Annotated in this window: 17 protein-coding genes; 16 read left to right on the plus strand and 1 reads right to left on the minus strand. The window is 30.9% G+C overall.

What is annotated here, in order from left to right:
• Positions 1–135 precede the first annotated feature (135 nt).
• The 9 genes from ACX6CF_RS10740 to ACX6CF_RS10780 all read left to right on the plus strand — a co-directional run bounded on the left by ACX6CF_RS10740 (position 136) and on the right by ACX6CF_RS10780 (position 10645).
• Positions 136–447, plus strand: coding sequence for a hypothetical protein (locus tag ACX6CF_RS10740; protein WP_458785324.1), 312 nt, complete (start codon positions 136–138; stop codon positions 445–447).
• Positions 444–713, plus strand: coding sequence for a hypothetical protein (locus ACX6CF_RS10745; protein WP_458785325.1), 270 nt, complete (start codon positions 444–446; stop codon positions 711–713). Before ACX6CF_RS10740 ends, ACX6CF_RS10745 begins: the two co-directional genes overlap by 4 nt.
• A gap of 220 nt (positions 714–933) precedes the next feature.
• A complete protein-coding gene (locus tag ACX6CF_RS10750; RefSeq protein ID WP_458785326.1) occupies positions 934–1140 on the plus strand; it encodes a helix-turn-helix transcriptional regulator in 207 nt (68 codons plus the stop codon).
• Positions 1134–1550, plus strand: coding sequence for a hypothetical protein (locus ACX6CF_RS10755; RefSeq protein ID WP_458785327.1), 417 nt, complete (start codon positions 1134–1136; stop codon positions 1548–1550). The genes ACX6CF_RS10750 and ACX6CF_RS10755 overlap by 7 nt, the downstream gene beginning before the upstream one ends.
• 162 nt (positions 1551–1712) lie before the next feature.
• The gene (locus tag ACX6CF_RS10760) at positions 1713–2879 is read left to right on the plus strand and encodes an exonuclease SbcCD subunit D (protein WP_458785328.1); all 1167 of its coding nucleotides are present in this window, start codon (positions 1713–1715) and stop codon (positions 2877–2879) included.
• Positions 2879–6037 (plus strand): AAA family ATPase, encoded by a 3159-nt coding sequence (locus ACX6CF_RS10765; RefSeq protein WP_458785329.1) that lies wholly within the window; start codon positions 2879–2881, stop codon positions 6035–6037. The genes ACX6CF_RS10760 and ACX6CF_RS10765 overlap by 1 nt, the downstream gene beginning before the upstream one ends.
• Positions 6038–6251: 214 nt before the next feature.
• Positions 6252–7064, plus strand: coding sequence for a TIGR00266 family protein (locus tag ACX6CF_RS10770; RefSeq protein ID WP_458785330.1), 813 nt, complete (start codon positions 6252–6254; stop codon positions 7062–7064).
• Positions 7065–7130: 66 nt separating this feature from the next.
• Positions 7131–8009, plus strand: coding sequence for a hypothetical protein (locus tag ACX6CF_RS10775; protein WP_458785331.1), 879 nt, complete (start codon positions 7131–7133; stop codon positions 8007–8009).
• A gap of 11 nt (positions 8010–8020) precedes the next feature.
• Entirely contained in the window at positions 8021–10645 is a 2625-nt protein-coding gene (locus ACX6CF_RS10780) for an S-layer homology domain-containing protein (RefSeq protein ID WP_458785332.1), read from the plus strand.
• A gap of 130 nt (positions 10646–10775) precedes the next feature.
• Here the strand turns inward: ACX6CF_RS10780 and ACX6CF_RS10785 are convergent, their stop codons facing one another.
• Complete coding sequence (locus tag ACX6CF_RS10785; protein WP_458785333.1) at positions 10776–12332, minus strand: hypothetical protein; 1557 nt, start codon at positions 12330–12332, stop codon at positions 10776–10778.
• Positions 12333–12657: 325 nt separating this feature from the next.
• On the opposite strand from ACX6CF_RS10785, the gene ACX6CF_RS10790 reads away from it, so the two are divergent.
• From ACX6CF_RS10790 to ACX6CF_RS10820, 7 genes are all read left to right on the plus strand, one after another.
• Positions 12658–13140 (plus strand): methyltransferase family protein, encoded by a 483-nt coding sequence (locus ACX6CF_RS10790; RefSeq protein ID WP_458785334.1) that lies wholly within the window; start codon positions 12658–12660, stop codon positions 13138–13140.
• Positions 13137–13271: a DUF4291 family protein gene (locus ACX6CF_RS10795; RefSeq protein WP_458785448.1), complete on the plus strand. Its 135-nt coding sequence runs from the start codon at positions 13137–13139 to the stop codon at positions 13269–13271. Before ACX6CF_RS10790 ends, ACX6CF_RS10795 begins: the two co-directional genes overlap by 4 nt.
• Before the next feature lie 104 nt (positions 13272–13375).
• Entirely contained in the window at positions 13376–13549 is a 174-nt protein-coding gene (locus tag ACX6CF_RS10800; RefSeq protein ID WP_458785335.1) for a hypothetical protein, read from the plus strand.
• 239 nt (positions 13550–13788) lie between these two features.
• Complete coding sequence (locus tag ACX6CF_RS10805; protein WP_458785336.1) at positions 13789–14580, plus strand: class I SAM-dependent methyltransferase; 792 nt, start codon at positions 13789–13791, stop codon at positions 14578–14580.
• Between the two features lie 314 nt (positions 14581–14894).
• The gene (locus tag ACX6CF_RS10810; protein ID WP_458785337.1) at positions 14895–15500 is read left to right on the plus strand and encodes a hypothetical protein; all 606 of its coding nucleotides are present in this window, start codon (positions 14895–14897) and stop codon (positions 15498–15500) included.
• Positions 15501–15606: 106 nt separating this feature from the next.
• On the plus strand, positions 15607–17628 hold the full coding sequence (locus tag ACX6CF_RS10815; protein WP_458785338.1) for a flotillin family protein: 2022 nt from the start codon (positions 15607–15609) through the stop codon (positions 17626–17628).
• An 11-nt stretch (positions 17629–17639) separates the two neighbouring features.
• Positions 17640–22559, plus strand: a complete 4920-nt coding sequence (locus ACX6CF_RS10820) for a DNA repair ATPase (protein ID WP_458785339.1) — start codon at positions 17640–17642, stop codon at positions 22557–22559.
• Positions 22560–22581: the final 22 nt, after the last annotated feature.

Genomic DNA, 22581 nt, shown 5'->3' on the forward strand with positions numbered 1-22581 from the left:
AATAAATTATAAATACCAACTAAATGGGCTAGTGATTATAATCTAGAAGAAGGTATGGAATATAAAGGATTAGCAATCAGTACATATAATTCTTTTGATGTGTTTTTTAATTATAGTAATATGGATTAAAGCAAATTGATTAGATATGATATCAATAAGAAAGAGATACAAAGTATATATGAAATACCAGTATCCTTGGAATATATTAGCGAACAATATAACACATACTTATTAATAGGTATTGATAAATCAAATACTAAAAATTTATATGTATGTGACAAAAACTTTCTTATCTTAGACCAGATTGGTTTTGGGACAAACAATATTAGCAAAATAAGTAATTTAATATTTAATAGAACATTTAAAGAGGATAAAGTACCAAGTGTAATAGGAATAATAGAATGTGTCGGTGAGATATTGTCGATGCAGGTTATATGTATGGAATGAAGTTTTATGTATATGAAAATGAAACTATGAAACATCATAAACTTCTTGATTCTATGGAGGATTATAATGAAAAAGAATTATGGGATGGAGAAGATACTGTTATAATATATCATGATGATGAAAGTATATATTTTCAAAAATCAGATGATACTGCAATAGGATATCATTGGATAAAATATACCCCTTCAACTGACGAAGAAAAAATCCTTGATGATGTTGATACAAAAGGTTTAAACCGCATTGTGGGTAAGCCAAGAGGTGCATAGAATTATTTTATTCAAGATTGTCAATTACTGATATATACAAAAAGGTTACAGTGATGAACTGTAGCCTTTAAATATTATAATCAACAAATATACAAAAGAAACAGTTAATAATGTTTCTTTTGTATGTTTTTATGGAAAGTTAACTTGACATTAGGAAATGATAATGATATATTAATAATGGAAAGTTAACTTTACATAAAATAACGAAAGGAGCAAAGTAGTGAAAAATAGATTAGAAGAAATTAGAAAGCAAAGAGGGATTAAACAGGAAGACCTTGCTGCTGAGTTGGAAGTATCTAGACAAACTATTGGCTCATTAGAAAATGGGCGATATAATCCATCAATTATTTTAGCATTCAAAATTTCACATTATTTTAATATGTCAATAGAAGAAATTTTTATTTATGAGGAGGAAAAATCATGTTAAAGAAAAAATTATTTTATATAGTTACTTTGATACTTGGAATTATCTTAATAGGTGTAAGCTTTTTCTTCAAAGGTGAAGAGTTAAAATCAATTTCAGGAATGTGTATGGGAATTGGTTCAGGTTTATTCGGGATGAGTGTTGCAAATATATTTATGAAAAACTTGGAGCAAAAGAACCCAGAAAAAATGAAACTAAATGAAATTGAATTTAAAGATGAAAGAAACACTATGATTCGTTATCGAGCAAAGGCAAAGGCTGGAGATATTAGTCAATGGTTTATCATGGGAATTGCATATTTAACGATTATTATTAATGCTCCTTTATGGGTAACACTTGCTACAGTTTGTGTTTTTCTACTATATAATGTAATAGGTGTATATCTTATGGCTAAGTATCAAAAAGAAATGTGATCTCTATTAAAAGTGTATATCTGCATGTTCAGTTTCCATGTTGAACAGTTCTTATAAATTATTGAAAACTTCAATTAAATACTGTAAAATATTATATGCTAAAGAAATATATGATATAAAGAAAAATATAAGTATATCAATAATGTTATGGGGGTAAATGTTATGAAAATATTACATACTGGAGATTGGCACATAGGTAAATTAGTTCATGGAATTCACATGACAGAAGATCAAAAATACATATTAAAACAACTTGTAGAGTTGATTGATCAAGAGAAACCCGATGTTTTAATCATTGCGGGAGATATATATGATAGATCGGTTCCACCAATAGAGGCTGTGGACTTACTTGATGAAGTATTATCAGATATAGTTATGAAACATAAAACTAAGATAATAGCTATTGCGGGGAATCATGATAGCCCTGATAGAGTAGGGTTTGGTAATAAGCTACTTCGTGATAATGGTCTATATATTAGTGGGAATTTAACAGAGAAAATAGAACCAATAAGTATTGAAGATGAGTTTGGAGAAGTTAATTTTTATCCAATTCCTTTTGTTGAACCGGCTATAGTTAGAGAACTATATAATGATGAGAGTATTAAAAATCATGATATGGCAATGAAAGCTATTCTAAGTCGTGTAAACGAAGGATTAGAAAATAATTCAAGAAATATTTGTGTGGCTCATGCTTTTGTAATGGGGACAGAGATGCTTGAGACAAGTGAATCAGAGCGACCTCTATCAATTGGAGGATCAGAATATGTCAACGTTGATTACTTTGAGAAATTCAATTATGTTGCTTTAGGTCATCTGCATAGACCACAAAAGGTAAAGCATGACCATATTAGATATTCTGGGTCACTACTTAAGTATTCTTTTTCAGAAACAACACAAAATAAGTCGATAACATTAATTTCTATGGATTCAGAAGGAAATGTATCACTTGATTTAAGAGAATTAAATCCTATTAGAGATATGAGAATCATAAAAGGTAAATTAGAGAATCTTACAGACAAAGATATTTATTCGTCGACCAATACAGATGATTATATAATGGCTACAATAACTGATAGAGGTGAACTTATAGATCCAATAGGGGTGCTAAGAGGTATTTATCCTAATATATTAAGGCTTGAAAAAGAACAATTGGATAGGGAAGCAGGAGAAAATACAACATCAGCAAGTGGTGATTTTGCAAAGAAGAATCCAGTAGACTTATTTTCAGAGTTTTACGAGAATGTATCTGGTGAAGAATTTGGCACTGAAAAAAGAGTTGAGATAGCGTCAATATTTGATAAATTGATTCAGAAGGAGAGGATTTCATAATGCGTCCAATAAAACTTAAGATGATTGCGTTTGGTCCTTACAGCAATGTTGAAGTAATTGATTTTACAAAATTAAAGGACAGAAATCTTTTCCTAATAACGGGACCTACAGGATCAGGTAAAACCACTGTTTTTGATGCAATAAGTTTTGCAATGTATGGTGAAACAAATGGAAATATGCGTACAGCAGAGAGTCTAAGAAGCCAGTTTTCACCTGATGAGTTATTAACAGAGGTAGAATTAGAATTTGAATTAAAAGGAATCAGGTATCATATTCATCGAATACCAAAACAAAACAAACTAAAGTCAAGAGGAACAGGTTATACAGAACAAAAATCAGATGCAGAATTAATCATTTATGATGGTGAACCCAAAACGGTAATCACTGGTGTGAAAAATGTTAATCTTAAAATTGAGTCTGTTGTTGGCATAAATGCTGAACAATTTAGACAGATTATGATGATTCCTCAAGGTGAATTCAGGAAATTACTAACCTCTGATAGTCAGGATAGAGAAAAAGTTCTACGACAACTATTTGATACAAATCTCTATAGAAAGTTCCAACTTAGACTTGAAGACCAAGCAAAGAGTATATATGGTGAAATAAAGAAAAAGAAAAACATAAGAGATCACGAAATTACTAGAATAGATTGTGAAGAGGATAATGAGTTACCAGGGTTAATTAAAGCAGATGAAAAAAATGATGCTGAAATCATTAGATTGACTGAATCCTTAATTGAAGAGGATGAAAAAAAATCAGATTCTTTACTGAGTGCTATGACTAAAATGAGTAAAAAAATAGAAAAGCATATTGAGGCAAGAGAAAAAGCCAAAGAAAACAATGAAAAGTTAAGACAGAAAGAAATTTTAAATAACAAGATAAAAGAAAAAGAATTACATTCAGATGAAATATTAGTATTAACCAATAAGGTTGATAATGCTGAGAAAGCGTTAGCGATTGTACCATTAGAAGAGAACTTTCTTGTAAGGAAAAAAGAATTAGCTAAGAAAAAAATTGATGAACAAGATATATCTATCAAAATAGAAGCCGCTGAAGACAAAGTTAAAACAGCAAAGATTAATTTTCAAAAAGAGACATCAACGGAAGTTGAGAAACAAAGAGAAGAGCTACAAGAGGAATTGATGAAGCTTAGATCTCTTGAAGGAAAAGTTAATCGAATTGAAGAAGTGAAACAATCCATAGACATTAACGAAAAGAACTATGAAAAGCTTGATAAAGATAAGCAAATTAATATAGATGTTATTGAAAATTCAAAGAAAAATATTGAGATACTTAGAGTTAAAAAGGATCAAGTCAATGAAGCAAGTATTGAATGTTTAAAAAAACGAGAAGCTTCTATTAAGATAAAAGATATTGGTAAAAAGCTAAAAAGACTATTAGATAATTATGCTGAGATTGATAGTACTACCAATAAATATAAGAAAAAAGAATCTGAAATAGATAAAGTGCAGATGAAACTTAAGTCACTTAATAATGAATACAAGAAAAGTAAAATTGATTTTCTAATGAATCAAGCGGCATTTTTAGCTAAAGATTTAGATGAGGGAAGCCCATGTCCAGTGTGTGGATCAACTAATCACAAAAAATTAGCAGAATTCTCTGAGCATGTTGTGACAGAAGATGAATTGACGCTATTAGAAGAAAATGTGAAAGAATTTGATGATAGATATAACAAAGAAAATAAAAATTTGGCAATTCTAAAAGAAAGAATGGATAAATTAATGGATGATCGTAGTGAAATCATTAATGAATTATCTTGTGATATGCCAATTCAAATAAATGAGCTGTCAGAAGAACAGCAGAGTATATACTTCAGAAATCTAATAAGTGAAAATAAAATTATGCAACAAGAGCTAGATAAAAAAATTCTTGAATTAGAAAAATTAAGTAAAGATCAGGAAAGAATATCACTGGATATACAAAAATTGGATAATATAATTAGGAGTGCTGAGAAGCAAAAAGAAGAGATAGAGATTAAATATAGAAAAATAAATAAAAAACTTACAGAAGATAAAGCGGATTTAGAAAGTATTTATAGAGATGTCCCTACAGATATTAGAACCACTATAGCACTTAAGAAAGCGACTAGTAAAAAGGAAAGGGCGAGAAAAGAATCTTTAGAAAAACTTGAAGAAGCACGTAAAAATTTTGATGAAGCTAAGACTAATTTAGTAACGTTTAAAACTAGTAAGGAACAATTAATTAAAGTTATATTTAGTGATAGTGAAAAGCTTGAAACTGTTAAGCTGGATTTTAAATCTAGATTACAAGAGGCTGAATTTATAGATTATGAAACTTATCGTATTGCCAAACTATCAAAAGAACAAATACAAGAATATAAAAGAAAGCTGGACGTCTATGCGAAGGAACTACATTCTTTGAGACAACAATTTAAAGACTTAGTTGTCATAACTAAAGAGCTTAGAGTAGAGGATATTTTTGAGTTTGAGGAGCAACTCGATGTTCTGAATAATGAAAATATCGAACTCAATAATAAGAATGGTGCAATAAAAGGCAGAATAGATAATAATGCGAAGATAGTAGATGAAGTGAAAGAGATTAATGCGGAAATAGGGAATAAAGAAAAAGAGTATAAAATCATAGGTAACCTTTCACGTGTGACACAAGGGAACAATAGAGCGATGATTACTTTTGAACGGTATGTTTTGGCAGCTTTTTTAGAAGATATATTAAAGGCTGCAAACATGAGATTAAATAAGATGACTCAAGGCAGATATTTACTATCAAGAACAGATGAGCTTCAAAGAAAGAACAAACAAAGTGGTCTTGAATTAGAAGTGTATGACAATTATACGGGTAAGTCACGTCATGTCAAAACCCTTTCAGGTGGTGAAAGCTTTAAGGCATCTTTATCTATGGCACTTGGACTATCAGATGTTGTTCAATCGTATTCGGGAGGGGTACAACTGGATACTATGTTTATTGATGAAGGTTTCGGTACGTTAGATCAAGAATCATTAGATAGTGCTATTAGTTGCCTAATAGATCTTCAGAAGTCAGGAAGATTGGTTGGTATTATTTCACATGTACAAGAGCTGAAAGAAAGAATTGATACAAGGTTAGAAGTTCATAGTACAAATACTGGTAGTGAGACAAAATTTGTAGTGATGGGATAATAGAAGTATTAAAGAATAGAAGACAAAAGATAAATACATAAAATTTAAAAGTAATGGCCTACGTACACGCAAAGTGACGCAGGTCATTTTTTTATACAAATTCAAATGACTCACGTGTATGAATCTATGACTTTAGCTATATTGTAAATAACTTTAGCTTTCAATAAAATAAAATGTATATTAGTATTCACTAAAAATCAAGGAGGATTCTGTTATGACAAAGGCGCACGAAGTTGATTACAAATTGTATGGTGATGATATGCAATTCGTTGAGATTGAACTTGACGGAGAAGAAAGTGTTTTAGCTGAAGCAGGAGCTATGATGTATATGGATGAAAAAATCAAGATGGAAACTATCTTCGGTGATGGTAGTGGAAGTGATAAAGGTAAAGGGCTAATGGGTAAATTGATGGGTGCCGGGAAAAGACTTATAACAGGAGAAGGTCTTTTTATGACGACATTCACTAATGTACAGGATGGGAAAGCACACGTTGCTTTTGGTGCACCATACCCAGGTAGTATTATTCCAGTTGATTTGACTGAAATGAATGGAACTATTATCTGTCAAAAAGATGCCTTTTTATGTGCAGCAAAGGGAGTATCTGTAGGGATACATCTGCAAAAGAAAATTGGTGCAGGTTTCTTTGGCGGAGAAGGTTTTATTATGCAGAGATTAGATGGCGATGGATTGGCATTCCTACATGCTGGTGGAACAATAATCAAAAAGAGAATTACACATGGACAAATACTTAAAATAGATACTGGTTGCTTAGTTGCTATGACTAAAGATGTTAACTTTGATGTTCAGTTTGCAGGTGATATCAAAAGTGGAATATTTGGTGGCGAAGGATTGTTCCTCGGTACATTAAGTGGTGAGGGTGAAGTATGGTTACAATCACTTCCATTCAGCAGAATGGCTGATAGAGTTATGAGTGCAGCAGGTAAAAGTAAAGGTGAAACAAAAAATGCTACATCTAGCGGTATAAAAGAACTCTCAGGACTTGCTAATTTATTTGGGAGAGATTAAGTAGAAAGAAACTAATAATAGTATTACTAATAAGTAAGTATAAATTAATTAAACAAGGAGATAGACATGAAAAATAAATTGAGTTTATTGTTGGTTCTAATGATTATATTAAGCACTTCGCTTATTGGCTGTGGTGTAAAAGATAAAGTAGATGAGGCGATTAATCCATCTGCGAAAACTACTGAAAAAACAACAGGAAAAACTGAAGTGGAAAAATCAGAAAAAGAAATAGAACCTGTAACCGAGGTTTCAAATGATATAAAAAAACAAGCAAAAAAAGAAGGTGTATCAGTAAAAGAATTACAAAAGACACTTGATGGACTTGCGAAGTTGAGTGCAGAAAAATATGGAATGACAACAGAAGAATATATCACTCAAACGAAGGATAGAGGTGAAACAGTATTAAGTGAGTGGCAACTGGCTTCTGAAAATATGGGAATGAGTATAACCGATATATATCAGTATGAAAAAGCAAGAGGAAATAACCTGACAGATGAGCAAAAACAGACAATGCAAGGCATGAATGAGGCACTAAAACTAGCAGAAGCTGAGCTTGGTGATTTACCAGCTGAAGGAGCTGTAGATGTAGAAAAAATGTTAGGGATTGAAGGAAATGATTCAGGTGAAATAAGAGTAGTAACTATGAGTGATGAAGAATTAAAAGAAGCATTTGCATATGAAGTATCAAAAGCTACACAGGAGTATACAGACGATTATTCCATAGTATTTGATTATGTATCTGATGTGGATATTGATGAGCTGGTAGAGCATTTTGATGATTTGCTAGTAAATACACAAGAATATATGAAAATAGGAACACCTACGACTATGGCTGTGATTTATCAAGGAATGATTAATGAAACAATGGTATATGTAGAGATTGATCAGTCACAAGGTGGTATGGCTACAGTTTCAACTTATATTGACTTATCAACTAAAAAATAGGAGGATGTAGAATGAAAAGAATAAGTATGATTTTAACTTCGATTTTAGTATTAACAATATCTCTTTGTATGACAGCCTTTGCTGAAGGTGAAACAAGTAGCATTGTATCCTCTGGGCATGGTAGCACATATGTAATAAAGAATGATGGCTCATTATGGGGATGGGGTGGTAGTTATACTGGTAATGGCAATGGACATAAACAAGTGCAAATAACACCTGCAAAAATACTTGAGAATGTAAAAGCAGTTTCTGCAAATGGTTTTGGTGGTGTAGCAGTGAAAAAAGATGATACGCTTTGGGCATGGGGTAGTCTCGAAGGTTATCCTGGAACTGATGGCAAAGTTAACCCAGATTATCTGTATCCTCAAAAGATAATGGACGATGTAAAACTTGCTTCTATGGGAAAATTTAGTATAGCAGTAATAAAAAATGATAATTCACTTTGGCTGTGTGGAGATGTGTATATAGGTGATGGGACAAATACACAGGCTAATGGTAGTAATGGATTTGTAAAAGTAATGAGTGATGTACGTGATGTTTTTAATGGTTGGGGTACTACTTATGTTATAAAAAATGATAACACGCTATGGGGATGGGGAGACAATTCTGATGGTGAGCTTGGTAATATGAGCCTTGAAGATTCACTTGTGCCAGTAAAAATACTTGATGATGTCAAGCTAATTCGTTTGCACGGTAGTACAGTATTTGCAATTAGAACAGATGACTCACTTTATAGCTGGGGACATGGAATGAATGATGGCATATACACAGAAAACGGTTGGGTAGAAGATGCAGGTTCGCCATATAAAGTGATGGATGATGTACGAACTATAACAGCTTGTAACAATGGAAGTGGTGTGCTTATTGTAAAAACAGATAGTACATTATGGGGATGGAATAATCAGTGGAATGATGAAGGGGATCAAATGACTCCATACAAATATGCTGATAATGTATCCTATGTTTCTAATGGAGAGCGTCATGCAGCAGTAGTTATGAAAGATAATACACTATGGACAATGGGTGGTAACTATAGAAAAGGTCTAGGTTATGAGAGTAGTGAAGTGTGGTATACACCACTGACCAAGATAGTGGATAACGTCCAAGATGCGCCTGCAAGCTGGGCAATGGAAGAAGTAGAAAAGGCAATAGGGGAACAGTTGATTCCAGAAGAAATGCAAGGTAATTACACCAAATCAATCACTCGTGAAGAGTTTTGTATACTTGCTATTAGAATGATAGAAGTAAAATCTGATATGAGCATTGACGAGTATCTAAATGAAGTGGGTACAGAAATAGCGCCAATGAAAATTTTTACTGATTGTGATACCAAAGAAGTCAGAGCAGCAAAAGCATTGGGGATAACAGATGGTACATCACCCACTGAATTTTCACCTGATAATTTTCTTACTCGTGAGCAAGCAGCTAAGTTCTTGACAACAACTGCAATGGCATGTGGTAGAGATGTGACTCTTAACACACCTGATTATGCTGATATAAATAAGATTGCTTCTTGGGCAAAACCTTATACTGGTTATGTTTATGATATAAATGTTATGAAGGGTGTTGGAGCCAATAAGTTCGATCCACAAGGTAGCTACCAAAGACAACAAGCATTTATGACCATGTATAGAATTTGGAAATCAATAGATGCAGTTAACCCAAGTAATGTAGAGGTATCAAGTGATATCTCTACAGAGGTTAAAATTCCTACAGATAAATCCGAGTTAACTATAGATGATATTAAATCTATAGTTAAAACTAATTCTAGACCTACTGATTTTACTATGCTAATTGAAGGAACTTCGGTAGATATTGATTCTAACAACGTGCTTAAATATGATGTTTATTATAAAGATGATAATGTGAGAATAGATACATACTGGGCTGGAAAAAAGATTACAAAAGCAATATATAATTCAATAGAAGATAAAACAACTACGGAGCATATGAACTATACTAACTATGCTGAGGTTATTGATGGTAATATGCTACCTATCAGACTTCTTAATATAGAATTTGTCGAAGAATTAGAGGTCATTGATGGTGAAGGTACTTTTACTGCTAATTATGAAATGCTGAATGGAGAGAAAACGCTTTATATTAAAACTATTTATACTAGTGGAGTTACTATGGAGTTCTGGTATTCACTAAAATATATTGCACCTATAAAATTTAGACAAATTGATTTGTATGATGATGGTACAACAGCAGAAATTAACTGGGCAGTTAAATTTATCAGTGAATCAAAAGTAGATATGGATTTATTTAAGATTAATAGTAATGGAACTATGAGTGAGGGTAATGCTGATGATTATTATGGTGATAAAGAAATTAAAGGAGATACAAGAAGTCTACTATTATACGAAGTAAAAACTATAGCTAATGATGAGGCTGGTCTTGAAGGAATGATGCGTCAAGTATTATATTATTCTGATGTTAGTTATGAATTATTAGTAGCGTATTTTACTGATTTGCTTGAAGGAACTGATGACTATTCACTTTTTGTACAGGACGGAAGAACATCTATAGATGGAACAATAAATGGTGAGTTAGTAATCATAATAGTAAATGACTATATGACTACAAAACCAGAGGTTGGTATGAATGGTGTTAATGTAAATTATTATGATTAAATAGGCAAATTCCTATTGTTGTTTTAGGTGATGTAGAGGTTGCAGAAAGCGGATAAATAATACTCTCAAAATCCAATTAACAGTCTCTATATTAAAAGACTGTTAATTGGATTATCATAGATCTATCTAATTATAATTTGCTAGGTTTACTATAACGTTTAGGGAATTCTTTTTCTAAGTCTAGTGTAATAATATCTTTATTAGCTAAATCTAACTTTCCATTACTATTATATGGAATAACTTCACACTTGACTTTGAATACAAATACATCTACTGTATCATATATTTCTATACATTTATATGTTTGTTGATATTCTTTAGGAAATTTGAAACTTGTTTCTGTATATAGTTGTTTGTCTCTTTCTTCGTCATTATATGTAGTATTTATAGTTTCGCTGGAATGACTTCCACCTGCACTTAAACTTAGCCATTTGAAAAGTTTACCTTTAGCTTCCCATGAAATTTTATTGGATTGGGAGTGTATTTTTTTAAAAGATGATTTATAAGTTTTTTCATTGAACACAATTTTAGTTGTTTCGGTTCCATCCATTACCATCCCAGTTTGAGTTCCTGGTAAATTGCTATAATAAGGTTGTTGTAAATTTGACTCTAATACTCGGTATAAATATGTTTTATCTCCACAAACGATAGTTTCTTCTGTTCCTTTTGGTATTAGTTCTACAGGATATTTAAAATTTAAATTATTAGGCTGGTCAATATGCCACTCATAAGGTCCACCTATTTTTATAGGCTTATAATATTTAAATGATATCGTAGTAGATCTATTTGAATTATAAGGCTTATATCCTTTATCAAGGGATTCCATTCTAAAACATAATTTTTCATAATGTTCACATCTTCCATTTGCAAATTTCACATGATAGCCTTTCAAACCTGGACCAACATCAACTATTTGATTGCAATGACTACACCTTAATCTTCCATTAGGGCATATATCATAATCAACATAAAAATCAGTTTCAATTAACTCGGTATATCCTTTCACAGGATCGTCTGTAGTGAATTCTTCTCTCAATTCAATAACCATATCATAGACTTCCATCTTACTAAAAGTATACCAATCCATCCCATTGCAATTTGTTGCCCAACTGGGAATATAATAAGTACTTGTTTCTGTTATTACCTCTTTTTCAACAGTTCGTTTAGTATCAGTTGTTTCATAATTGTTAGTAAATTCAGAAGAAACACCAAAATTAAATCCTCCGGTTTTTTGAGCTAATTTTTCAGTAAATGCTCCATCAGTAGCAATACCAAAAGAAAATGAATTGTTATGTTTCTTCACATGGGATGTCATATGAGTTGTAGTATAGCCATTAACACTCTTAACTGATTGAGTTTGTCCATTTGCTATGGTCATAACTTTATCCATCTGAGTTAATGGCATGTTATTAGAATCTGTATTATTTATTTGTGCACTTAATATTTTTATTGAATATTTTTTGCCATCAATAGTCAAATATCTCCAATTAGGTATCTTATTTGGTATTGATAGCATGTTTTGCTTATATTCATTTTCAGGAATAAATTTTTCTAGCTTAGGGTTATAAATATACAGTTGTTTATTATTCTGATTAGATATTGATGTTTCTGCATAACTTTGTGTCAAAGGATATGTCATAAATAGTAGTGTCAATATACAGCTTAATAATTTTGTGGTTTTTTTCATAATCTTACTCCTTTTTGTAACTATATTTTATAACATATGTATTATATCATATCAGTTATCTCTCTTCAATTCATAAAATATAAATGTAACATGAATATAATGTACGATAGAAAATAAATTAATTTTATTTCTAAAAAGATGAGGTAGTAAAAAAGGATAATAATTAGTATAATAATAATAATTAATAAAGACAGATATTTATTTTGGTTTGATAAATTGATAGAGAATATGGAAAAAGTATTTAGGTTGGTTTGAAAGTTTGAAAAATATTATATGATAACACAAGCATATAAAATATATATTGTGAATAGAAGGAGCTAATATAATGAATAAAAAAAAGCATATGTCATATTTTGGAGTTGGACCTATTTATGTGATACTAATATTTATATTAACTTGTGTCGCAGTATACATAGGAAAGTTGAAATGTTTTTCGGTTGGAGTAGTACATATAATGAAAATCCCATTATTTATTATAGGAATTGTATTAATTGTTATAGGAATTATTTTGTGGGTACAAGCAGTTATTATATCAAGAATAGATAAAAATATTGCAGATAATAAATTGGTAACTACAGGTGCTTATGCGTGGGTACGAAATCCTATATATTCAGCATTTTTAATTGTGTTCACAGGAATACTATTGTTGCAAAATAATCTACTGCTTTTAGTTTTTCCTTTCATTTATTGGTTGCTCTTGAGTATAGTTGTAAAAAAAGAAGAAATTATTTTGGAAAATACATTTGGACAAGAATATTTAAGATATAAGTCAAAGGTGAATCGTTGCATTCCATGGTTTCCCAAATGATTTTGATTGAGATAGTATTGAAGCTACTTAAATCTTTTGGTAGTTCTTTTAAGTTGAATAGGATGACATGGGTAAAACCTTCTTTTTTATGGATGATGTATCGCTCGGGATGGGCTAAGAAACCAGATTAAGAAAGAATTCTAGCCATAGATATGACCTGTGAAGGGTTTAGAGATATCTTAGATAATTGTGTGCTTACATCATATGATAGTAACATTTATTCTACGAAAGAAGCATGGATATTGAAAAGTATGTGAATGATTATATTGTTTCTATTACAGATATAACAGAGCTGGTACATGAATATGATTCATTGATAGATGGGGGTAAACCCTATGAAATTGTACTGCCTCAAGAAAAAGTTTTTGAAGTAAGTGAAACAGTTAAATGTAGATTAGGTATTTCGTAAAGGGTGAAAATCACATTTTACTGTTGTAAATGTACCAAGGAGAAAAGACAATTACATCAACTTATTGAATTGAATCCACATTTATAATATTTTGCAGTATAGCTTCAAACTTCCGTCTGTTTGTACAAAAGTATATTAATTACTAGACATATTATGATTATGATTATTATTATCATTTACAACATTAAAATTCTATTATATAATATAGTGATAATAATAATTAGAGAGAAGGATTAAATATGGAGCAGTACTTAACGGATGTACCAGAAACATTACTTATTCCTCTTTGGGCAAGAGCGGCAGAATCAAAAATTGATAATCCTATAGTAGTTGATGATAAAGCACTAGAAATGATGGAGCAGATAGATTATGATTTTACAAAATTTGAAGGTGCATGGATGACCCAAACAGGAGTGGCAGTTAGAACAGAAATACTTGACCGAGAAGTAAGAACTTTTATAAATAAATATCAGAATGCTACAATTATTAATATTGGATGCGGTTTGGATACTAGATATTTTAGAGTTGATAATGGACAAATATGCTGGTATGACATTGATTTACCAGAACCCATAAGATTAAGGAAAAAATTCTTTAAGGAAACTAAGAGACATAGGATGATAGGTAAATCAGTTTTTGATTTTACTTGGATTGATGATATACAGAAAGAAGGACCAATCTTAATAATAGCAGAGGGAATTTTAATGTATTTTACAAAACAACAAATAGAAAATTTAATGAATGTATTATCAGAACATTTTTCAGGAGCTAATATGCTATTTGAAATGATGACGCCTTTAGTAGCTAGAAATGGTAAAAAACATGAGACAGTAAATAAAACAGGTGCAACATTCAAATGGGGAATTAAATCAGGAAAAGAAATGGAAAAGATAAACACTGCGATAAAATTTGTTGACGAGTGGAACTATTTTGATTATCATAAAAAAAGATGGAAAGGTGTTAGAGTGTTAATGTTAATACCATTTTTTAAGAATAACTTTGTTAATAAAATAGTTCATATTAAAATATAATACGTAATATTATAATTGAATAATCATATGATGAACTCATTTTTTATACTAAAACTAACTTAATGCAAAAATTCCAATAATTAAATATCAATAATAATATGTTAAACAGAGTTTTAACTCACTATTATATCTTGACTATCTACACATTTGGTAATAAAATTACATGTATAATATATATTATTAGTGTTTAGTTCTTCACGTACATATTTTTTAATATTTCGAATTGGGCATGTGTTGTAAAAAAATAAAAAAATAGGAAAAGATTACAAGTTAATTACCATGATTTTTATATTAAGGGGGTTATTATTACGGAGTTGCTAAAAAATGCTGTTACAGGAGCAAATATTATACCTACTGCTTTATTAGGAGTGGTATTATTGTACTGGATTATTGTTATTATCGGTGCTTTTGATTTTGATTTCTTAGATATTGATATTGATGTAGGTGCTGATAATTCAGGTCCATTCTATGCAATTTTAGCGTTTCTAAATGTAGGTGAATTACCTTTTATGTTAGTATTCAGCATATTTGCACTGAATTTTTGGATTATATCCATGTTGATGTATTACTTACCCTTTGTTGTTGTAGGAGGTCTGTTAAATGGAATACTACTAATACCTGTTATGATAATTAGTGTACTCTTTACTAAATGTGAAACCATTCCTCTAAAAGGTATTTTCAAGTATAGTAATATGCAAGATAACAGAGGTAATCAGGTAATTGAACAACTATGCATACTTATGTGCGAAATGAAAGATGGACGTCTAGGTCAAGCTAGAATCAAAAGAGATGGTGCTTCATTAATAATTAATGTCAAATCTGAGTACGATAAAGAGTCATTTGATAAGGATGAAGTCGCATTTGTTAGCAGAAAAGACACAGATAAAGATATATATTACATTGTCAAGTTAGATTTATGATTGCATTTTACCTAAAATTTATTTAATGCAAAAGAATTTACAAATTCTATATCAAGGAAATAGTTACAACAATGAAATTATCTCAGTAAAAATAAGGAGTGTTAAAATGGATTATTCAATTCAGATTGTATTAGTTGCAATAGGTGTAGTAGTAATTGTAATTGGCGGATTACTTGCACTATTTTCAAGATTCTATCACAAGGTTGAACAGGGAAAAGTCATAGTAAGAAATGGTGTAGGTGGTTCAATAGTATGTTTTGGTGGTATTTTCGTAGTGCCAATAATACATAGATATGAAGTAATGGATATCTCTGTTAAAAGAGTAGAGATAGCTAGAGAAGGTAAAGATGGTTTGATTTGTAAAGACAATCTAAGAGCTGATATTAGGGTTGCCTTTTTTGTTAGAGTTAATCAAACAAGAGAAGACGTATTAAAAGTTGCTCAATTGTTAGGTTGTCAAAAAGCATCAGATCGTACGACTTTGATGGAATTTTTTGATGCTAAGTTTTCAGAAGCTCTAAAAACAGTTGGTAAGAAGTTCGATTTTGTTCAATTATACACTGAAAGAGAGACTTTCAAAAATGAAATCCTTCAGATCATTGGAACAGACTTAAATGGTTATGTTATGGATGATGCAGCAATTGATTACTTAGAGCAGACTGATGTTGGTCTTCTAAATGCTAATAACATCTTAGATTCAGAAGGTATCAAGAAAATAACTGAACTTACATCAGAACAGAGAATACTAGCTAATCAGATAGAAAGAGATAAACAAAAGACTATAAAACAACAGGATGTATCTGCAAGAGAAGCTATACTAGAACTTGAAAAACAAAATGCTGAAGCAGAGGCTAAACAAAAAAGAGAAATATCGATTATTAATTCAAGAGAGACAGCGGAATCAGAGAAAGTAGCTCAGGAAGAAAGATTCAAGTCAGAAATGGCAAGAGTTAAGACTGAAGAAGAAATAGAAGTTGCTGAACAAAATAAATCAAGACAAGTAATTGTTGCTATGAAAGCAAAAGAAAGCACAGAAGCGGTTGAAACTGAGAGAGTTGATAGAAAAAGATTACTCGAAAGAACCGAGAAAGAAAAATTAGTTGAACTTGCTACTATAGAAAAAGAAAAAGAAGTAGAGGTTCAAAAGAAAGATATACAATCAGTTATAAGAGAAAGAGTAGCAGTAGAAAAAGATACTGTTGTTGAAGAAGAGAAGATAAAAGATACACGTGCAATAGCTGAAGCGGATCGTTATAAAACTGTAGCTATCAAAAAGGCAGAAGAACAATCCCAGAAGGATCTTATCATAAAAGTCAAGACAGCAGAAGCTTCAAAACAAGCTGCTGAGAGAATTGCTGAAAAGACAGTAATAGATGCAGATGCTAAATTAAAAGCTTCACAAAAAGAAGCTGAATCCATAAAAGTAATTGTTGATGCTAAGATACTTGAAGAATCTACTAGTGGTATAGCAGAAGCAAAAGTCATTGAAGCAAAAGCTATAGCAGAAGCAAAAGGTGAAATTGCTAAGATAGATGTAAAAGAAAAAGAAGGAAATGTTGAAGCAGATATCTTGAAGAAAAAATATTTAGCAGAAGCAGAGGGAATTAAAGAAAAAGCTACTAGCATGAAAGCATTAGATGAAGTAGGAAAAGAACATGAAGAGTTCAAATTAAAACTAGAAAAAGATAAAGAAATTGCACTTGCAGATATCAATATCCAAAAAGATATAGCGAGTTCACAAGCTGCTGTTATCACAGAAGCACTTAAATCAGCTAAGATTGATATTGTTGGTGGAGAAACTATGTTCTTTGATAAAATCGTGGGTTCAATTACCAGAGGTAAATCTTATGACCGCTTAGTAGATAATAGTGAAGTACTTAGTGATATAAAAGAAACATTTATTACAGGAGACCCAGATTACTTCAAGAAACAATTACAAGATTTAACTGATAGATTTAATTTAACATCAGAAGATCTAAAAAATCTATCAATTACGGGTGCTGTTAATAAAATGATGAAGAATGCTAATGGTGAAGACAAAACAATGTTAGGTAAACTATTAAATACTGTTAATAAGGCAGGTATTGCTGATTTACCAGCAAAAATGATGGAAACTACACGTAAATGAGGTAGATGATATTGGATGTTAAAGATAATAAAAATATAAAAACAAAAAACGATAATAATGATATGGAAAATGGTACGTATGAAGTTATCAAGAATAGGCTTATTAAACAAGGAAATGATTTAAAGGAACGTGTACACAAGCTTAACTCAATGAGAAAAGATGTTTTTGGTTCTATTGAAACGAAGCTTCTTGGAAGTGAACGTATTTTAACTGAAAATAATTGTATACCTAGAGATATGGCACCAGTAGACGATTACTTTATCTTTGGTTACAATGTTCATATAGGACTGAAATCTAAAGTTGAACTTAGCGATGTATTTTCAATTTATCAATATAAGGATTGTACATTCCAAAAGCAGACACTTGACTTAATTAATAATGAGCAGTTTCTGAGAGACTTTGATGAACTGTATAAGTATTATAAGAATACATTTTTTGCTAAGTTCACTATAACTGAACCTTACTTCTATATGATTTTCCAGACAGGAAAAAATGCTGCAGATATCAAAGTATTCAAATGGTTGATAGAAGCTGGTAAGCTTACATATGTAGATTGTAGAAGCGATCATGAAGTTAAATTTACAAATAAGAACGAATTCAAATTTGTTAAAGCATCGAGAGATGACCAAAGAACAGGTATTCACCCTCATGTTTCAATTCTTGATAAAGTCTTTGTTGAAACTATTGGTGGAGATTTAACAATAAAAGTAGAAGATAATACTGAAATCGGTAAGGGAATATATTCAGAAGATGTTGAAGATAAAGACCAGAATCTTGATGATGCTGAGATATTCTATGCGGACCTAGATCAAATAATAATACTTAAGATTAAGCCATACAAGGAAAATGATTACAGGTATTTTATATTTAATAATAAGTTAAAGAATGTTATAAGAATCGATGCCATAAAAGATACTTGTATGCTCTTGCCTGGTAATCATGGACTAATTTTCCCCAAAGGCTATTATCTGCAAAATGGAGAATGTAAAGTATTTGACGTTCCAGCAGATAATTCTGTTTTTGATCAGATGATTAGTTCATCTAATGGAGAGGATTATCAGTATATTTTCTATAATATTGATAGCGGTATATATTTAGTATATTCATATAATATTATTGAGCAGACAATTGATACACCAATTGTCTGTAGTGGATACTCACATTTTAATAATGGTGAGATGATAGTATTCAAAAACGAAGATGAACCTAGAAAAAATCATATGATACAGATATGGCAAACACCTTATGTTGGGAAAAATTACGTAAATGAGGGTAAAAGCGATTCCATATTATTTAATATCGGTAATAAGGATATCGTAAATTGCATGGCTGAATGTAAGATAGTATACAAACTCATTCAAAAAGGTGAAAGCTATCAAAGTATATATATTGACATTGTAAAAGAATCCGAACAAATAATAGATTCTTATTTCTGGCTTGATAAAAAAGAGGTTTACAACTTAAAAGAAATACTTATATCTATAAAAGATACATCAACTTTTGCAATTGGTGAGTTCGAAAAAGTTGTGAGGATTAAAAAGTCTACAAAGAAGCAAATAGATAATGTAGGAAATGAATCAGAGGAACTTCTTAAAAAACTACAATATGGAACATTTGATAGTATTAATGAATATGTGAAGGTTCTGGCGGACATACGAAATCTTCGTGGTAAAATTGTTTCCCTTAGAGACCTAAGATACACAGATATAGCATTTGTTGACTCATTGGATACTAAAGTTAGAGAAAAGAACGAGGAGTTTTCTAAGAAGTGTGTAGAGTTTATAATGCAACCTGAAGGATTAAAACCATATGCCGATAAAGTAAAAGAATTACAAGATGGCGTAGATAAGGTTGATAAATCAAAAGAAGGTAAAGAATTATGGGCAAAAATAGATGATACATGTGCTGAGTTAGAGCTTCTTATAGATATTGTCAGTAATTTTAAGATTGAAGATCCTACGATGACTACAGAAATTATAGACAAAATATCATCATTGTTTTCACTAATAAATAATGCTAAGGCAAGATTGAAAACAAGGGTGGAGCAATTCACTAAAAGTGAAATGACTACTCAGTTTAACTCACAGATGAAATTACTTAGCCAAGCTGTTGTTAACTATTTAGATGTTTCTGATACCATAGAAAAATGTGAACAATATCTTAATAAAGTAATGGTACAGATTCAAGAATTAGAAGGCAAATTCGCTGAATTTGATGATTATGTAGATAAACTTGGTGAAAAAAGAGAAGAACTCTACACTGCTTTTGAGAGTAAGAAACAAGCATTGATAGACAAGATGAATAAACGTATATTAGGATTAGTTAATTCTTCAGAGCGTATTATAAAAGGGATAACTAATAGACTTAATGGTTATGATTCTATTGAAAAGATTAATGGTTATCTTGCTACTGATATTATGGCTGAAAAAGTCAGAGATATTATTTCTAGTCTAAGAGAATTAGGAGATAATGTTAAGGCTGATGAAATTAGTTCCAGGCTTAAAAAATTAAAAGAAGATGCTATTCGTCAGTTGAAAGATAAAGAAGACCTCTATGTTAATGGTGAGAATGTCATAAAATTAGGAAGACATCAATTCTCAGTTAATACAAAAGCCATTGACTTATCTATTGTACAAAAAGATGATGAATTATATTATCATATAACAGGAACTGATTTTTGGGATAAAGTAGTTCATAAGGATATTAGCTTATATGAGCATGTCTTTGGGCAGAGTATAGTATCGGAGAATAGGGATGTATATAGAGGTGAATACCTTGCTTATTTGATTTTCAGAGCAGCAAGTAATAAAGAATTTGAAAGTTTGGATGCATTATATTCTAAGTCTGAAACTCAGTTGGTTGAAATGGTTCAAAAATATATGGAACCTAGATATCAAGAAGGTTACACAAAAGGGGTACATGATAGTGATGGAGCTAAGATATTAAAGTCATTACTTGAACTTAATCAGAATATAGACTTATTAATATATAATAGCCAGGTTAGGGCATTGGCTAGATTATTCTGGAATAGATTGATTGATAGTGATACGAAAAAATTATTATCATCCAGATTAAGAGAATTAGCTAAGGTTAACATATATTTTAATACATCACCTAATTTGACAAGTTATATCCCTTATGTAGTTGGAAAACTTGAAGATACATACAGCAAAATAGACCTATTCGATAACAAAAATATTTCTGATGCTGCAGAATATCTTTGTAAAGAAATCATGAAAAACAAAGATTTTGTAGTTAGCAGGGAAGCTAAAAAAATATATGATGGTTTTATTAGTTATCTACGAGATAAAAATGCTTTAGAAACTTTTGAACTATCAATAAAAAATGGTATAGAAGACATAGAAGGTCTTTTCTATCTCATCAAAGAATGGGTAAATGCCTATGGGACTGATACTGATATTTTTGTAAACGTGGATGAAGATGAGCTGGAAGGTCTACTTGACGAGGTTATCGTTATGCTAATTGAGAATGATGCTAATTTGGGTAGAGTCATTAATGTAGATTCCCAAATAACTATAACTGAATTAGTAGGAAGTCACTCTGTAATTGATAATGGAATATATAAATTGAATTATACTAAATTCAATAATAAATTAAAATATTATAGTGATGTTGTTGTTGATGACTATATCAAATTCCAAGATATTAAAAAGGAACTTATTAAGGAGTTTAAAACAGAACTTGACCTTGATGAATTCAAACCAAAGGTTCTTTCATCATTTGTCAGAAACATGCTCATTGATAAAGTTTATTTACCTTTGATAGGAGATAATCTAGCTAAACAAATTGGTGTTGTGGGAGAAAATAAACGAACAGACCTAATGGGTATGCTACTATTGGTATCTCCTCCAGGTTATGGTAAAACAACTTTGATGGAATATATAGCAAGTAGACTTGGTATTATTCTAGTAAAAATCAATGGACCTTCTCTGGGAAATGACGTAACATCATTAGATCCAGGAAAAGCAAATAATACTAGTGCGAGAGAGGAACTCAAAAAACTTAATCTTGCACTTAAGATGGGAAATAATGTCATGATATACGTTGACGATATTCAACATTGTAACCCAGAATTTTTGCAGAAATTCATATCATTATGTGATGGACAGCGAAAGATTGAAGGGGTATATAATGGTAAGGGACAGACATATGATCTACGAGGTAAGAAGGTGGCTGTAGTTATGGCCGGTAATCCTTATACCGAAAGTGGTGAAAAGTTCAAGATACCAGATATGCTTTCTAATAGAGCGGATGTATATAATCTTGGAGATATGCTTAGGGAAAATGAAGAAGCGTTCAAACTTAGTTATATTGAAAACAGCTTAACCTCTAATCCTGTTCTTAGTAAGTTGACAAGTAGAAGCCAAAAGGATATATATGGTCTTATTGAAATGGCTAATGGAGCAGAAAGAGAAAGTGTCAATCTTGAGAGTAATTATTCAATAGATGAGCTTAACGAGTATATTAGCGTTATAGAAAAACTATCTAGAGTAAGAGATGTAGTATTAAAAGTTAATATGGAATATATATATTCTGCTGCTCAAGCTGATGAATATAGAAATGAACCACCTTTTAAACTTCAAGGTTCTTATAGAAACATGAATAAGATTGCTGAAAAAGTAGTTTCTATAATGAATGACGAAGAATTGACTCATCAAATTCTTGCAAGCTATGAAAATGATTCACAGACACTGACAACTGGTGCAGAAGCAAATATGCTTAAGTGGAAAGAAATTGTTGGTTGCCTAAATAGCGAAGAACAAAAGCGTCTTAATGAAATTAAAGATATATTCCTCAAGAACAAGATGATAAAAGGTGATGACAAATTAGGGCAGGCTGTAAGTGTTTTAAGTAATCTTACTGATAACATAGAAATGATTAAAGATATCTTATCAAGAAGTAATAAATAATTAACAATTGTTATGAGAAAAC

This window comes from Vallitalea sediminicola (assembly GCF_054408565.1).

Bases quoted from the DNA above. Each gene is read 5' to 3' on its own strand.
- ACX6CF_RS10745 (WP_458785325.1), top strand. From the start codon at position 444: ATGAAGTTTTATGTATATGAAAATGAAACTATGAAACATCATAAACTT.
- ACX6CF_RS10755 (WP_458785327.1), top strand. From the start codon at position 1,134: ATGTTAAAGAAAAAATTATTTTATATAGTTACTTTGATACTTGGAATT.
- ACX6CF_RS10760 (WP_458785328.1), top strand. From the start codon at position 1,713: ATGAAAATATTACATACTGGAGATTGGCACATAGGTAAATTAGTTCAT.
- ACX6CF_RS10765 (WP_458785329.1), top strand. From the start codon at position 2,879: ATGCGTCCAATAAAACTTAAGATGATTGCGTTTGGTCCTTACAGCAAT.
- ACX6CF_RS10770 (WP_458785330.1), top strand. From the start codon at position 6,252: ATGACAAAGGCGCACGAAGTTGATTACAAATTGTATGGTGATGATATG.
- ACX6CF_RS10775 (WP_458785331.1), top strand. From the start codon at position 7,131: ATGAAAAATAAATTGAGTTTATTGTTGGTTCTAATGATTATATTAAGC.
- ACX6CF_RS10780 (WP_458785332.1), top strand. From the start codon at position 8,021: ATGAAAAGAATAAGTATGATTTTAACTTCGATTTTAGTATTAACAATA.
- ACX6CF_RS10785 (WP_458785333.1), bottom strand. From the start codon at position 12,332: ATGAAAAAAACCACAAAATTATTAAGCTGTATATTGACACTACTATTT.
- ACX6CF_RS10790 (WP_458785334.1), top strand. From the start codon at position 12,658: ATGAATAAAAAAAAGCATATGTCATATTTTGGAGTTGGACCTATTTAT.
- ACX6CF_RS10795 (WP_458785448.1), top strand. From the start codon at position 13,137: ATGATTTTGATTGAGATAGTATTGAAGCTACTTAAATCTTTTGGTAGT.
- ACX6CF_RS10800 (WP_458785335.1), top strand. From the start codon at position 13,376: ATGGATATTGAAAAGTATGTGAATGATTATATTGTTTCTATTACAGAT.
- ACX6CF_RS10805 (WP_458785336.1), top strand. From the start codon at position 13,789: ATGGAGCAGTACTTAACGGATGTACCAGAAACATTACTTATTCCTCTT.
- ACX6CF_RS10815 (WP_458785338.1), top strand. From the start codon at position 15,607: ATGGATTATTCAATTCAGATTGTATTAGTTGCAATAGGTGTAGTAGTA.